We start from the raw sequence: 16,090 nt of genomic DNA, 5'->3' as shown, positions 1-16,090 counted from the left end.
CTCCCTTCCCGGATTATAACGTGCCTCAAGGATCAGGGAAAGATGGCCAACCGCCCACTATACCTATGTAGTTGCAATTATTATATTACCATCATTCTAAATAAAAAAACAGCAACAAGAGAATAAATGTTCTGTTTTCATTTCGTTCTACGCAACCCAAAAGTTGTTCTTCTAAACCCTATTTTACGAAAGCTTATCCGCTTTTCTTCACGGATATCCAAATGTTCCAAGGCAACCCTGATAGCTAACGCATCTATTAAACCTATTTACTTGGCAAAAAAAGCCCGGAAAGTCCTAAGATTCACCATCAACAGTACTCCCCTACCCATGACTCTCCCGATAATGCGCATATTGCTTGTACAAATCATGCAATGCTGACACGAGCGCGTTGCCGGCTTTTCCTAAATAGTGTTCTTTCATGATTTCCGCTGGTGTCTCAATACCGTCCTGCAAACTATGGCCTCTTAACAAATGGTGAACAAAATACCTGCCATGTTCGGTTGCCAGCGTACAATTGGCAGCCACAATGACACCGTACTTTTTATCGATTTCGGCTGTGATGGTTAGTGTTTCGTACATACTTTTAGCCGCCATACCCGATGGTAATCTAGCATGGCCGGCAATAAATACCGTATTCATTTATCCTATTCCTCCTGCATCAAAATTGGCCCGCGATAGCCAAGTTTCCTAGAAATCTTCTCAGCTGCTTGACACGTTTTGGCTTTCAATACGTCTAGATTCTCCCCTTCAAAATGACTGGACAAGCCGCTCACCGCCAGTGCGGCAATAACCTGGCTGTTGTAATCATAGATTGGGTAAGATATTCCTGTCGTGTCAGGGTCTTGTTCCCCGATACTGTATGCATAGTCTTCCTCATAAATCGTTTGCAGTTCCTGAATCAATTGTGTCTTATCAATCGGCTGGTGGCCGGCGCGAGACAGTTCAGCTTCATTCAAAATTTCCTGTTGCCGCTCTTCAGGCATATTTGCCAGCAGCAGCTTAGGTCCTGATCCGAGATAGAGCGGGGCACTTCTACCGACTCGTGTATTCAGCCTTAGCGCTCTTGAACTGTCGACTTTTTCTATGTAAACAGCCTCTTCTTGATTGACAATGACTAAATGAATGACTTCATTAATTTCCCGACCAAGCTGCTCCATATCAGGCAATGCAATGGTCCGAACTTCAAGCTGATCTGAAACGATTTTCCCCAATTCCAGCAGCTTAAGCCCTAATTGATACTTGGTGTCATGTTCGTTTTCTTTCGTTTTCATGATAACATGATGATGTTCTAGTGACGCCAGCAATCTGTACACGGTTGGCTTTGGCATTCCAGATTTATCAGCAATCTCTTTCAATGTCAGTTCCGGTGTTTCCGCTGAAAAATAATCAAGCAGTGTTAATGCTTTTAATACACTTTGATTCATTTTTATTTCTCCTTGCTGCCCGTCCTTGTTCTTATTAGCGTGGGAGACTGCTGTACAAAAGCAGTCTCTCACCCTTAGTCAGCTTTTAACGTGCGATTTTTCCTCACCGACTGATTCGTAAATATTCACACCACGTTTGGCCATTTCATTAATGTACGTCTTCCCCGGAACAATCTGCTCAGGCGGATAAACCCCCCGTTTGGTAATGGTACCATTTGCAATCATCTGTGCCACCACCGAGATAGAGTTAGCTGTCGCCCGCGCCATTGCTGTGACATTGTTTTCTCTATCTTTATAAGTAGTCATTTCAAATACATGAGTTTCCGGGCTCCCGGCTTTTTCACCACCAACTTTTACTCGCAACAGAACAACGTCGTCTTTGTCACCCAGTTCTACAATAGGATCTAGCACTTTCAAGAACACGTCACGTGGACTGACCTGTTCACCATTTATATCAACTGTATAATCAGCTCGTGTCAAATTCAAGTCAACAAGCAGTTGAAACTTCTCCGCATGCCCCGGATAGCGAATTGTTTTATATTCAAGTGTTTTTAAATTGGGATAGGATATAGATAGCGTGGATGTCCCACCAGATGTATGGAATGCCTCGAGTGGACCGAATTTTTCAAAATGGATGCGCTCCACTTCACTCAATGAAGCGATTTCCTGCTTCACCCCGTCACGGATAATTAGCGCCGGGTCTGTATAGTGATCAAAAACACCTTCCATCGAGAAAACGTGATTGTATTCAAGCGGTGGCGCTGGATGGACAGGAATGCCGCCAACGTACAGTTTAATTTCTTCCGGTTTATCTAATTTACTTGCACCATAGCCGGATAAAATGTTGATCATACCTGGGGCAACACCCAAATCAGGAATAAGTGTAACATCCGCAGCCTGCGCGTCTTCTTTCAGTTCCAGCACCTTATCGGTAATATGACCAATATGACCACCCAGATCGACGGAATGAACACCAACCTCAATCGCCGTCTCTGCTACCATTTCATTAAAAGAATAAAATAGTGCGTTGATAATGACATCAAACTGTCGCATATAGCTGCCGAGGTCCTGTTTATCCTTGGCATTCACCTGATAGGCTGTCAACTTAGGTGAATGCAACTGATTGCAAACTTCCTGTGCACGTTGGAAATCAATATCGGCAAGCCCCACTGCCGTAACACCTTCACTTGCAGCTAAGTCTCTTGCTGCTTCTTTCCCCATTAGTCCTGAACCTAGAACACCTATTTTCATATAATCCCCACTCCCTGTAGAGTATATTGCCCATGTGCAGGGTAGGTCCGGTCCTCCACAGGATCAGGAGCATAACCGGACTGCCCTCCAGCGCTAACCATTTAATTCCGTTTTCGCTTTACTTACTCCGTATCAATTTGGGCACGCTGTAGTTTACCGCTGTAATCAACGTATACAGCTTTCCATTCGGTAAACACATCCAATGCCTGCACACCGGAATCACGGTGACCATTCCCTGTTCCTTTTGTTCCACCAAATGGGAGATGGATTTCCGCCCCGGTTGTACCGGCATTCACATAAACAATACCAGTGTCAAGATCGCGCTGTGCCTGGAACACACGATTCGCATCGGTTGTGAAAATAGAGCTGGACAACCCGTAGGAAACACCATTGTTCACTTCAATCGCTTCCTCAAAACTCTTCACTGGAATCAATGAAAGAACCGGACCAAAAATCTCTTCCTGGGCAATGCGCATATCTGGCTTCGCATCCGTGAACAAGGTCGGTGCAAAATAATGCCCTTTGGCGAAATCGCCGTCTTCTAGTACATATCCTCCGGCAACTAGCTTGGCGCCTTCTTCTTTACCGATCTGGATGTATTTTTGAATTTTTTCGAGACCGGCCTTGTTAATAATCGGACCGACTTTATTTGTTTCATCAAGTCCATCACCGATTGTCAATTTCTCAATTCCAGCTAGAATCCGCTCTTCCAAGCGTTCTTTCACGTCTTCATGTACGATAACCCTGCTCGCAGCTGTACAGCGTTGGCCGCTTGTACCGTACGCACTCCAAATGATCCCTTCCGCAGCCAGGTCCAAATCAGCATCATCCATAACAATGACCGCATTTTTTCCGCCCATTTCCAAAGAAACTTTTTTCAGCTGCTTCCCACACTCACTGGCAATATTGCGCCCGGTAACATCGGAACCGGTAAATGAAATAACACGGATGTCTCCATGGTGCACCATCGCATCCCCGACTGCCGAACCTTTGCCGTACACAACGTTCAAGACACCTTTAGGCAAACCGGCATCCTCAAAAATCTTGGCCAGTTCATACGCCATAATTGGGGTTTCTGTCGCTGGCTTCCAAATAACCGCGTTACCTGCAACGATAGCCGGGAATGACTTCCATGTTGCGATGGCAATTGGGAAGTTCCACGGGGTGATGATCCCAACTACGCCGACAGGGCAGCGCTGACTCATGGAAAATTTATTCGGAAGCTCTGCTGGTGTCGTATGGCCAAACAACCGCCGGCCCTCTCCAGCCATGTAAAAAGCCATGTCAATACCTTCCTGCACTTCTCCGCGAGCCTCTTCCAACACTTTCCCGTTTTCCATTGTTAGAAGCCGTGCCAATCGTTCTTTACGCTGCTTCATCAGATTGCCCGCTTCAAGCATGACTTCAGCCCGTTGTGGTGCGGGAACCTTAGCCCAGTCCTTCTGTGCCTTTTTGGCAACTTCTACCGCTTTATCGACTGTACTACCATCAGATAGTGGCACCTGCACAATCGTTTCCCCGTTTGCGGGGTTGATCACTTCAGTTGAATCGTTTGACTCCACCCAGTCTCCACCAATAAAATTATTCAGCTTCTTTGCTTCAAGCAATGTTTCAGCCATGCAAGACCCCTCCTATAATGATTTTTATTCTTGAACACGATTACGTATTTGAGTAATCGTGGACGAAACGGAAATTTGTTCTTTATTAGTAAAAACTTCTATGACAGTCGGCCGTTCCGTTTTCATCGCCGTTTCTAGCACTTGGGCAAATTCCCCAGGTGTGTCCGCGGTGTGTCCGTCCGCGCCGACGCTCGCCGCCAAATCGGCAAAAGAAACATTACCTAAGTCAGTACCGATGACTTTCTCCGGATAATGTATTTCCTGATGCATGCGAATCGTTCCATACATCTGATTATTAAACACAACACATATAACAGGAATATGATGTCGAACGGCTGTCTCCAGTTCTTGTACCGTCATCATGAAACCGCCGTCGCCCGAGAGTGCCACCACAGGCTTTTTCGGAAAAGCAAGTTTTGCCCCGAGTGCTGCCGGCATTCCATATCCCATGGCACCGGATGTTGGCCCGACATACGTATGTTTTTTCGTAAATGTATAATAGGCATGGAGCCAGCCTGCGAAATTACCGGCGTCATTGGTAAGAAGTGCATCTTCCGGCAGTGTGTTGTTCAACATTGCCATTATATGCTTGTTGATGACGTCATTATGCGAAATATCTATATGGCTGACACGCTCATATTCCTTGTGTCGTTTGTCGGCCCACCCCGTCCAGCGAGGCTGAATTTCCATTTCTGAAAATCCCTTTAATGCTTCTTTCACATCCGCTGCAATACCAATATCCGGGCTGTAAACTTTTCCAATCGTGTCATAACTAATATCAATATGGATCAGCTGTTTATCTGGAGTGATTATCTTATAATCTTGTGTCGTGACCTCGGACAAACGGGTACCTAAGGCAATGATTAAATCCGCTTCTTCTACAGTTTCGAGTATATTTGGATTGGTTCCGAGTCCGAGGTGCCCGGCGTACAATGGATGATCATTCGGAAATACGTCATGCCTGCGAAATGCGGCAATGACAGGTAAATGATAGGATTCCGCAAACGTAACGAGTGCATCTTCCGCTTGGGCACTTTTCACTCCTCCTCCCGCGATGATGAGGGGCTTTTCAGCTTTCGAAACCAATTCTTTAACTCTATCAATCTCCTCTTGTGATGGTGCTGGCTTTGGTTTGATCGTAGGCGGACCAAATGTCATTGCGGCTTCACTGGGGAGCACATCCTCAGGCAATGAAATAACTACCGGCCCCGGACGACCGGTCTGCGCCATGCGAAACGCCCGCTGTACAAGTTCCGGCATCCGGTCTGCATCTTTTACTTCCACCGTCCATTTGGCGATGTGGCCGAAATATCTATCCAAATCTACTTCCTGAAACCCTTCCCTGCCCCGGAAATTGCTATGCACCTGGCCAAGGAAAACAACCATGGGGGTAGAATCCTGATACGCCGTATGTACACCAATGGACAAATTGGCTGCACCGACCCCACGCGTTGCCATCACAACACCTGGCTTCAACCTGGATTTTGCATACGCTTCTGCCATGAAGGCTGCACCGCTTTCATGTCTGGCAGATATAAGTCGAATAGACGCTTCGTCATGAAGCGCATCCAAAAGTGGCAAGTAACTTTCCCCGGGAACACAAAACACATCAGCTATTCCTTCCATTTTCATGCATTCAACAATAGCCTGTGCCCCGGTCATCGTTTTCGTTTGTCGTGCCGTTTCTGCAATACTCACGGGCGGGTCCCCTCCTTTATATCCAACTTTTTCATGCGAGTAATCGCTTCATCAAGTCGTTTTTCATCAACGGTAAGCGCTACTCGGAAGTACCCTTCACCACGCGAACCGAATGCATGCCCCGGAGTCACAATTACCCCTGCCTCATACAGCAATTTATTGGCAAATTCCATGGAAGAATAGCCATCAGGAACTTGTGCCCAGAGAAAGATGGTGCCGTTTGGTTTGTCAGCATAGATGCCTAAATCGTGAAAACCCGAATACAACTTTTCCATGCGTGCTTGATATACGCGGCTGTGTTCTTCTACTGCTGAGAAGTCACTTCTAAGAGCAGCCGCTGCCGCTTTCTGAATCGGGAGAAACTGACTCGTATCAATATTACTCTTAAGTGTTGCCAGTGCCTCGATAACTTCTGCATTGCCGACAGCATAACCAATCCGCCACCCAGTCATATTGAAACTTTTCGACAGTGAACCTAATTCGATAGCTCGCTCTTTGGCATTTGGCACCTGCAATACACTCGGCGCCTTATAACCGTTGAACGTAATCATGTCATAAGCCGCATCATGAACAAGCAGCATATCATGTTCCGCAGCTCTTGTAATCGCTTCCAAAAATGTGTCAAATTCTGCGGTAGCAGCCGTCGGGTTCCCCGGATAATTTAAAAGCATCATTTTCGCCCGATTTATCACGCCCTTATCAACCTGTTCATACATCGGGACATACCCATTTGTATCATCAAGCGGCAGTGTAGCATTTACCCCGCCAGCCAATTGCACGGCAGTCCGATAGGCCGGATACCCCGGATCTGGAACGAGAACCGTATCACCTGGATTGATAACCGCATGCATCAGATTCGCGATACCTTCCTTAGACCCAATGAGCGCAAGTACTTCGGTATCCGGATCCAAATCAACATCATACGCACTTTTATAAAATTCCGCGACCGCTTCCCGAAATTCCGCACATCCACTATAGGTGGAATAACGATGGTTGGTGGTATGTTTCGCTTCTTCGGCCAGCCGATCAACGACAAAAGAAGGCGCCGGCAAATCAGGTGCACCAATTCCTAAATCGATGACATCCATCCCGTTGGCCTCTAGCTCTTTCTTTTTCCGCTGAAACGAAGCGAATAAATATGGCGGCAAATTTTTCACCTTATCGGAAACAAAAGGCACACAGCATCCCCCTATTTCATTATTTGAAATGCCATTTCATCTTTCTAAAACGAGTATAAATCAATGATGTAAAAATTTCAATTATTTATAATTTACAAACTACAACAAATAACGAGTGGGTTTTATTGGATTCGCTTATAAAATTGTAGAAAGTAGCCGAAATAGTTTATAATATGGCATATGTTTTAATTTTACGTGTAACCGGCCCACAGGGAAATGAAGAGGGAGAGCTGGTAATAAACTGCCAAATAAATATCCGATTCTGTTCAGCTAACAATCAGCGGCGGATGTTGTAGAAGCAGCTTAAGTTCGGCACACTTGTGCATTGAACCCCCTGTTAATTGAGTTTTACTTTATAGAAAGGGTTTAATTATTATGCGTGAGCAATGGTCAACGAAAATTGGATTCATTTTATCATCAGCCGGTGCAGCCATCGGCCTTGGAGCAATCTGGAAATTCCCTTACATGACCGGAATGAATGGCGGGGGTGCCTTTTTCCTACTATTTATCGCCTTCACATTAATTATCGGGCTTCCTCTTTTAATTGCGGAATTCGTCATTGGAAGAGGTGCGCAACAGGAGGCAATCAGTGCGTATAAAAAACTAGCTCCTGGAAGTAACTGGTCGATTATTGGTCGCTGGGGAGCCATTGGTGCCTTCATTCTTTTGTCATTTTATAGTGTTGTCGGCGGTTGGGTGCTTATTTATACCGTTATGTCCGTCACAGGATCCATTATTCACCCGGATACAGACTATGAGAAATTATTCGGAATAATCACGGGTAGTCCACTGATAGCATTGTCCGGACTTGGGGTGTTTTTAGCCATCAGTGTTGTCATCATATCGTTCGGCATCAAAGATGGTATTGAAAGGGCAAGCAAAGTCATGATGCCATTATTATTCATCTTTTTTATTATTCTTGTCATTCGGTCCGTTACATTTGAAGGTGCAGCTGAAGGACTAGCATTTTTCCTGCAACCTGATTTCTCGCAAATAACCGCCGAGGGAGTTTTATATGCGCTTGGACAATCATTCTTTGCGCTGGCAGTCGGTTTCTCCGTTATGGTGACGTATAGCTCCTATTTGGAAAAGAATGTGAGCCTGCCATTTTCTGCAGCATCTGTATCTATTATGAACATATTTGTGTCGCTGCTCGCCGGCCTAGCCATTTTCCCTGTCGTCTTTTCATTTGGATTCGAACCGGCTAAAGGACCCGGACTACTATTCATGGTACTCCCGGCAGCATTTGCGCAAATGCCGATGGGTGAAGTATTTCTCAGTTTATTCCTGCTTTTATTTTTGTTCGCGATTTTCACATCGGTTTTCAGTATGCTGGAAATCATTACGGCAGCCATGACCGCCGGAACAAATCGTTCCCGGACCAAAGTCGCTTGGCTGACGGGGCTTATTGTCTTTATTGCCGGTATCCCTGCTGCCTTGTCCGCCAATGTGTTATCTGACTTTACCATTTTTGGGCTCACCGTTTTTGATGCCAGCGATTTTTTAGTCAGTAACATTATGCTGCCGGGGGGATGTTTTTTGATAGCCCTGTTTATCGGACTGCGAATGAACCGCAACCTGATGAAAAAAGAATTCCTAAGCGGAAGCAATCTGAGTGCCAGCAACTTCCAGATCTGGTTTCAAATCATGCGCTGGCTCACCCCTGTCACCATTCTTATTGTATTTTTGTATTCATTGGGATTCATTTAACCGATTAAGATTGGGACAGTTTGCGCGACTTTCAACCCGGGCAGGACGCGCGGCTTCTCCCGTTTTTTATACTTTCTGATTGGGTAGAAAAGTAGTGAAGAGGGAAATAATAATAAGTGAAGGAGGTAGATTTTCATGAATAGAAAAATTGTTATTGTCGGTGGAGTCGGTGGTGGCGCTACCGTTGCGGCACAGTTGAGGCGCCAGGATAAGAACGCCGATATCCTACTCATCGATAAAGGCGAGCATATCGCGTTTTCTAACTGCGGAATGCCTTATTACATTGGAGGTACCGTCAACAAGCGGAAGCATTTGCTTGTTGATACGGAAAAGTTTTCCCAAAAATACAATGTGCGTGTTCAAACCAATACAACGGTCACATCGATTGACCGTCAAAATAAGCAGGTTATCTGTGAACATAAATCCGAAACACGTCATGAACCGTACGATAAACTCATTCTTTCCCCAGGAGCTTCGGCGGTTATGCCCCCATTTGAAGGAATGAACAAAGACCGGACATTCACATTGCATACCATTCCGGACATGGACCGGATACAAGATTATATAGAGCGTCATAAACCACAATCCTGTGCCATTATCGGTGCCGGATTTATTGGGATGGAGATGGTGGAAAACCTTAAACAGATTGGCATTGATTGCACTGTTATTGATCGGTCCAAACAAGTCTCTAAAATCGTTGACAGTGACATGGCGGATACGATTGAGCAGCATATGCAAGAACAAGGGGTTCAGATTATGCTTAATGAAGAGCTTAATTTCTTTTCAGAAAACGGATCTGTCCTGCACCTGTCAAGTGGGAAAACAGTAAGGGCTGATATGACCTTAATGGCAGCGGGGATTAAGCCTAATACAGCGCTTGCCACCAGCAGTTCACTGGAAATCGGGGAAACAGGCGCCATTAAAGTGAATCACTTTATGCAGACGAACGACCCTGACATATACGCTTTAGGTGATGCCGTCGAGACCAATGATCGCCTTGTCCGGACACCACGGCATATCGCACTGGCATGGCCGGCACACCGTCAAGCATACATCATCGCCAGCCATTTGCATGGGGCTGACGCCGCCTATAACGGAACACAAGGGTCAGCCATTTTTAAAGTGTTTGATCTGACTGTCGGGGCTACTGGCCTGAATAAAGCAGCACTGGATAAATTGGGGATTAACTATCAAGAAGTAACACACAAAGCTCGTTCCCATGCGGGTTATTATCCCGGGGCGGAAAAAGTTTCGATAAAGATTCTATTCGACCAAGCAGATGGAACCATATACGGAGCACAAGTAGTTGGAAAAGATGGTGCAGATAAGCGACTGGCTGTATTAACGACAGCAATGAAAGGTAAATTGACCGTCCACGATCTGCCGGATTTGGAACTTGCATACGCACCACCCTACTCCTCTCCAAAAGATCCAATTAATATTATTGGCTATAAAGCCGCCAGCATGCTAAAAAGAGCGCCGGGTAAATAAACCGGTGCTCTTTGTTATTTGTCCGATGATAAAACTTATCCGTTAACCACTGTTATTAAAAGCCCTCTTCAAAGCGATAAAGCAGTTTGTAATTGTTTTCATTCATCAAGTCTTTCACATGTACCTTAACATTATGTCCGAAATAGACTTCATCATCCGTCATAGCAACAATCATTGCCTTGGTCTGATTTTGAACGTCGAGGTAAATATCGCCAACAACTGGACGATCAAAGTTCACATTGTCGTCAGTCAATGCATTTGATTCGTCTTCCTGCAGCTGTGCCTCGGAAACAAGTGCTTTATCATAGTATGCTATATCTTCACTTCCCTCGGTTTTACCAGGGACCATGACAACATACTCACTATGTTTGACACCATTGTCTCTCGTTGTTACAACATTTCCGTCTTCTACACTATCCACTTTCTCAATTTCATTCAGAGAATAGTGGTCAAGAAAATCGGGGGCCGGTTTTATAATCAAAATGTAATCACCGGGTTCAGGCTTCTTATTTTTATCAATTGTGTACCGTTTGCCATAAAAAATAAATGTATCGTTATGTTTAGGTCTGCACGGCTCAATGTTATGCGCACTTGTTATGTCTTGTTGCATGTCTTTAAGGCGATATAAGTGGACAGATTGCTTGAACATTGGCTTTACGGAATAGACCTTATGGAGTTCATTTTTATAGTAAACGAATTGCCCTTTCCTAACCTGAAATAATTTCATGATAATACCTCCTTCTATTAATACATTATATCGCTTTTATTTTCCATCATACCATATAAATTAAACATAAATTCAGTGAAAACTCAAATTCACCTGCTGTTTTGTATGTGTCAATCTTTTCTCGATGTGGTTGTCACACCAATATATTTGGCACTCTATTTTTGTACACGTTTTCCGGCTACCGCGCTGTCGCTTGGTGGCCTGCATGTTTTCGTCACGTTCCAAAACCCGGAACCTGACAAAAACATGCAGGGTATTACCTAAAACTCTTCATCAAGTTTCCTATCGCTGATGAATGGGCTGTATATAAACTGATGGAACCTTCTTTTGCGCCAATCGATGGGCGTGTTGGCTGATTCAAATACTCCGTCATGCGAACGGTCTTTTCAACGTCTCGCTGCTTGCGTGCGCTTCGTTTTTGGGATGTGAGATAAACATCCCGCAACGTGTTATTGAGGATACCCTGTTTTACTTTCACCATAGCTTCACTGCCTTCTACGCTCCAATGCATCCCCCGTCTTTTCATCCGGAAAGAAACGCGACGCTGATTGGATTCCATAGCCCCTAAGCCTCGTGCGTCTTCTGGCGGGTCTTCCACTTTCTCACGCCAGTCAAAAATACGATCCCAATTGTGCTGAATGTAAGTTCGAAAACCGTTTACCTTTTCTACCTGTTTTGCGTTTTCCAGGGTACTTTCGTATGTATCCAGCCAAAGTATGAACTGTTGCCAATCGTGTTGTTTTAACGCTTTTCTTATCCCGTCCTTAAATTCACTCTTTTCACCGCCTAATGCCCGATTTAACGCCTGAGCTACATGGTAAGCGTCAAGTTGATTCAACACGGGATAACGGGACTGGGAAAAGGCTTCCTGGAACCGTTCAGCTGTGTAGCCCTGCCCGCCATCACTATTTGTCACAACCTGCGTATTCTCCAGCGAATAACCATGGGCCGCATATGACTGCACCTCTTTCCAAAAGTCATCAGTCGGCTTCGTTGTCATGATTACGTGTTGATTGCTGAGTGAGACCCGTTTGCCATTTTTGACCCAGCCTTCATGCATAATCGCATGCCGGACCTCATGGCTTTTCTTTTTCTTTGTAGAACGGACAAAAACGCCATCTGCCTCTGTATATAAATAGTCAACTTCTTTTCCCTCCGGAAGGGACGCTGCTTCCTCCAGTTCAGCCGCCAGTTCCACATCAGCCTGGGACTGCGCATCTCCAACACGCTTCACGATACTCCCGACTGTTTGATGACTCATCGTTACGGGGGTCCATTCCTTCAAAGTTTGGACTGATGCACGATACGTGCTCTCACTAGCCAATTCAGCCACTTTTACCTCCGTCAGGGGACTGTATCGTTGACTTTTCCGAAGACCAGCCCACTCATCAAAGGGATAGTGAGAATCACCTTTCAGGTCATGCATTAATGTATGCCGAAAACGAACTGCCCCAAACGTGAATTGAACCGTTTTCCAATCTTCACGCTCGACAGTCCAGCCCAACTTCTGTTTCTCAGCTTTAATCACCTTATTAATCTGTGTGAACACTTCCCCCATCTGGGAAGCAAACACCTCATACATATAGAGTCGAATGCTTTCTTCCAAATCAACTAAGTTGTTTGTTTCCTTTATTAATGCGTATAATCTTGATATAATAGTTTCCATGAGAAGGCCTCTTTCGAAATGTATTTGCCCGTCAAAGCATACATTTATGATAGAGTGCCTTCTCTTTTTTGACTAGAAAATTGCCTCAGGTGGCCCCGAGAATTATTTTACACATATTGCTGTTTTTTGCCTTTTTAATCGAATTGCTGGTTTTGATTTGCTGCACAGGCCTTTCACGATGATAATTGACAGCTAGTATGCCAACCGCCACAAGACCGAGTGCTCCTAGTATCATGATTGTTAGGTTCTCACCGGGAATGAAGATGGCTGAAAGGATGGTGCCAGAGACGGGGGTTACGAATTTGTAAATACTGATTTCACCCGCCTTGTTGTATTTCAACAGCGAGTACCACAAGGCAAATGCAACTGCTGACAACATAGCGGCATACAGCAGCAATCCCCAACCGAACGGCGTAAACACAATGGCTTTAGCTTCCAGCTGTGGTAGTCCAAAAGCTAGCATAAGACTAGATCCGATTGTCAGCTGCCACCCGGTCAAGGCAAACGGATGAATCCCGACAGCGAGTTCCTTAGCCATAATGGTGCCGATTGCTCCGGTCAAAGCGGCTAGGATCATAAACCCTTCACCCGTCAATTGAAAACTAAATTGGAATTCCTCTCCCCAATTCGCTGCAACAATTCCTGTGAAACCCGCGGCAAGCCCAATCGTTTTTTGCCAGTTCAGACGGTCATCCCGATAGAAAAAGTGCGCCAGCATCACGGTGAAAAATGTACCACTGGAAACAAGGATAGCCCCTTGCATTCCGGACGTATTACCCAATCCATTATAGAAGAAAAAATATTGCAGTGACGTCTGGATAACACCGAAAATTACTAAGACTAGCACTTGTCTCCGGGTAACTTTTAACGCTTTTGGCCTGATGAAAACCATGCCAATTAGTAGCATGAGCCCCGCCAATAAAAAGCGCATCCCAGCAAAAACTACTTTGGCAATTACATCGTCTGCCGCCATTTGCAATTCATCGTAACTAATTTTCAGTACCGGAAAGGCACTTCCCCATAGGATTGAACAGAATATAGCGATGCCGATTACTGCCCATCTTGTTGTCAAATACTTTTTCAATCTCATTCAACTCCTGCTGCTAACCATAAATGCATACGTGCTTGGTGGACGGTACCATGCATTTTTGTCGCGTCAATCCTGGACATCTGCAATCGGTTGTCACTGTTTATTTTCGAGTTCCTCAGCCAATAAAGAGAGTTCTTCCCAACGCTCCATTTTCGCTTCCAGCTCCTGCTCCCGTTCTTTTTGTTCCTTATAAAGATCGTTAACAGCACCGGCGTCACTTCCCGCATTGGCGATTCTATTCTGCAAGTCTTCAATAACAGTTTCTAGCTTAGTTATGTCATCCTCAATCGTTTGCCATTCCATCTTATCATTATAGGACATCTTTTTTTGTGTAGGTTTTTTCTGTACTTTCTTCGGCCCATCCGATTTTTGCTTTTTCGCCTCTTGTCTCTCCCGCTCAAGTAATTCGTGATAGTTGCCGTAAAAATGTTCAACCTGCGCATCGTCCTTAAAAACAAGCAGGTGGTCTACAACACGATCGAGGAAATAGCGATCGTGCGATACAGTTATAACAACACCTGGAAATTGATCCAAGTATTCTTCCAAAACACTTAACGTCTGTGTATCCAAGTCGTTTGTCGGCTCGTCTAATAGTAAGACGTTGGGTTCGGTCATCAGGATTTTTAATAAATAAAGACGCCTTTTTTCACCGCCTGAGAGTTTGCGAATATACGTCCATTGGGCGGACCGCGAAAATAAAAACCGCTCCAGCATTTGTTCCGCGGTAATCTCATCGCCGTCTTTTGTTTGAATGACTTCAGCTGTTTCCCGAATATATTCGATAATTCGCTTATCGCCATCCAGTTCCTCATCACCTTGTGTATAATAGCCAATCTTAACCGTCTGACCAACCTCAACATGTCCGCCATCCGGTTGAACACGCCCGGCCATTATATTAAGCAAGGTCGATTTACCTGAACCGTTGGGCCCGACAATCCCCAACCGGTCACCCGGAACAACCAGGAAATGAAAGTCCTGGAGCACTTGCTTTCCATCATAAGATTTAGCAATGTCCTCCAGTTCGATCACTTTTTTTCCAAGGCGGGCAGATCCCGCTTCGAATGATACATCACGGGATTCAGTGGTATATTTCTTTTGCTTCATCTGTTCAACTCTGTCAATACGCGCCTTCTGCTTGGTTCCGCGAGCTTTGGGTCCCCGTTTCAGCCATGCAATCTCTTTTTTCAATATGTTCTGGTGTTTCTGTTCATAGCTTCTTTCCAAAGCCTCCCGTTCCGCCTTTTTTTCCAGGAACAGTTCATAATTACCTTCGTACGTATACAAATGACCTTGATCAAGCTCGAAAATTTGATTGGTGACACGGTTCAAAAAATAACGGTCGTGCGTGACGAGCAATAATGCACCTTTGTACGATGTCAAATAATGTTCAAGCCATTCCACTGTCTCATTGTCAAGATGGTTTGTCGGCTCATCAAGAATGAGTAAATCGGCCGGCTGTATCAAAGCCTTCGCGATGGCTACCCTTTTTCGTTGACCGCCTGATAACTCTGAAACATGCCGGTTAAAATCAGTAATACCCAGCTTGGTCAAGACCGTTTTTGCTGCTGTATTAGCTTCCCATGCTTCATACGCATCCATTTGCTGCTGCTTAGCGAGAAGCCTCTCCTGAACTTTTTCATCATTGGGGGCATGTTGCAGGTCGAGAAGCGTCTGCTCATATTCCCGCATTACCTTCATGATAGCCGCATCACCGTAATAAATCTGTTCGATGACAGTCAAATCCGGGTTCAAATCGGGTTCCTGTGCCAAATATTCAATCCGATAATCCTTGGCGTGCTTGATGGATCCTTGCTCGGCAGTATCGATACCGGCAATGACCTTCAAAAACGTTGATTTCCCTGTTCCATTCACGCCAATCAGACCAATTCTGTCATTCGGCTTAATCATGCAAGATATACCATTTAACAGTGTTTTATCCCCATATGATTTGTATAAATTCTCAACCGTAAGCATGTCCATTACCTTCCTCATTCAGATTTATCTTCGTTCCCGTCGCCTTTTATAGTCTGTTTTATCAGTAATACGATTAACAATAACAACCATGATGTCACGAGGTAAAATACAATTTTGCTCAGCTGATCCATATCCTGATAAAAGTACGCCAAACCAATCCAAATAATACCCATTCCGATGATTTGATAGACTAGAAATTTAATTGTCCGCTCCCTCCAGACTTACGCATACTTCATATAGTTTACCTTACAGCTGGCAACTT

The 16,090-nt window shown here is 44.9% G+C and carries 12 protein-coding genes; 2 read left to right on the top strand and 10 right to left on the bottom strand.

Translation table 11 applies throughout. The features are described 5' to 3' along the window. Positions 1-321: 321 nt before the first annotated feature. The 6 genes from FFL34_RS12460 to FFL34_RS12435 all read right to left on the bottom strand — a co-directional run bounded on the left by FFL34_RS12460 (position 322) and on the right by FFL34_RS12435 (position 7,170). Positions 322-639: a DUF3870 domain-containing protein gene (locus FFL34_RS12460; RefSeq protein WP_138603716.1), complete on the bottom strand. Its 318-nt coding sequence runs from the start codon at positions 637-639 to the stop codon at positions 322-324. 5 nt (positions 640-644) lie between these two features. After that, positions 645-1,424 (bottom strand): IclR family transcriptional regulator, encoded by a 780-nt coding sequence (locus FFL34_RS12455; protein ID WP_138603715.1) that lies wholly within the window; start codon positions 1,422-1,424, stop codon positions 645-647. A gap of 78 nt (positions 1,425-1,502) precedes the next feature. Next, complete coding sequence (locus FFL34_RS12450; protein ID WP_138603714.1) at positions 1,503-2,675, bottom strand: saccharopine dehydrogenase family protein; 1,173 nt, start codon at positions 2,673-2,675, stop codon at positions 1,503-1,505. A 122-nt stretch (positions 2,676-2,797) separates the two neighbouring features. Beyond that, positions 2,798-4,294 (bottom strand): aldehyde dehydrogenase family protein, encoded by a 1,497-nt coding sequence (locus FFL34_RS12445; RefSeq protein ID WP_138603713.1) that lies wholly within the window; start codon positions 4,292-4,294, stop codon positions 2,798-2,800. 24 nt (positions 4,295-4,318) lie between these two features. Beyond that, a complete protein-coding gene (locus FFL34_RS12440) occupies positions 4,319-5,992 on the bottom strand; it encodes a thiamine pyrophosphate-binding protein (protein WP_267900371.1) in 1,674 nt (557 codons plus the stop codon). Continuing rightward, a complete protein-coding gene (locus FFL34_RS12435; protein ID WP_138603712.1) occupies positions 5,989-7,170 on the bottom strand; it encodes an LL-diaminopimelate aminotransferase in 1,182 nt (393 codons plus the stop codon). Before FFL34_RS12435 ends, FFL34_RS12440 begins: the two co-directional genes overlap by 4 nt. Before the next feature lie 375 nt (positions 7,171-7,545). On the opposite strand from FFL34_RS12435, the gene FFL34_RS12430 reads away from it, so the two are divergent. Beyond that, complete coding sequence (locus FFL34_RS12430; RefSeq protein ID WP_138603711.1) at positions 7,546-8,880, top strand: sodium-dependent transporter; 1,335 nt, start codon at positions 7,546-7,548, stop codon at positions 8,878-8,880. A 135-nt stretch (positions 8,881-9,015) separates the two neighbouring features. Beyond that, entirely contained in the window at positions 9,016-10,371 is a 1,356-nt protein-coding gene (locus FFL34_RS12425; RefSeq protein WP_138603710.1) for a CoA-disulfide reductase, read from the top strand. Positions 10,372-10,426: 55 nt separating this feature from the next. On the opposite strand, the gene FFL34_RS12420 is transcribed toward FFL34_RS12425, so the two are convergent. From FFL34_RS12420 to FFL34_RS12405, 4 genes are all read right to left on the bottom strand, one after another. Further along, a complete protein-coding gene (locus tag FFL34_RS12420; RefSeq protein ID WP_138603709.1) occupies positions 10,427-11,098 on the bottom strand; it encodes a hypothetical protein in 672 nt (223 codons plus the stop codon). A gap of 256 nt (positions 11,099-11,354) precedes the next feature. Next, a complete protein-coding gene (locus FFL34_RS12415; RefSeq protein ID WP_138601467.1) occupies positions 11,355-12,764 on the bottom strand; it encodes an ISLre2 family transposase in 1,410 nt (469 codons plus the stop codon). Between the two features lie 85 nt (positions 12,765-12,849). After that, positions 12,850-13,848: a DMT family transporter gene (locus FFL34_RS12410; RefSeq protein ID WP_234031495.1), complete on the bottom strand. Its 999-nt coding sequence runs from the start codon at positions 13,846-13,848 to the stop codon at positions 12,850-12,852. Positions 13,849-13,947: 99 nt separating this feature from the next. After that, positions 13,948-15,828 carry an ABC-F family ATP-binding cassette domain-containing protein gene (locus tag FFL34_RS12405; RefSeq protein ID WP_138604741.1) on the bottom strand — a complete coding sequence of 627 codons (1,881 nt, stop codon included), beginning with the start codon at positions 15,826-15,828 and terminating at the stop codon, positions 13,948-13,950. Positions 15,829-16,090 lie beyond the last annotated feature (262 nt).

The sequence above is a fragment of the Lentibacillus cibarius genome, from assembly GCF_005887555.1.
In the GTDB taxonomy this organism is placed as follows: domain Bacteria; phylum Bacillota; class Bacilli; order Bacillales; family Amphibacillaceae; genus Lentibacillus; species Lentibacillus cibarius.
Note: the sequence above shows the minus strand (reverse complement) of the source record. Positions and strands in the feature narration are given on the sequence as shown.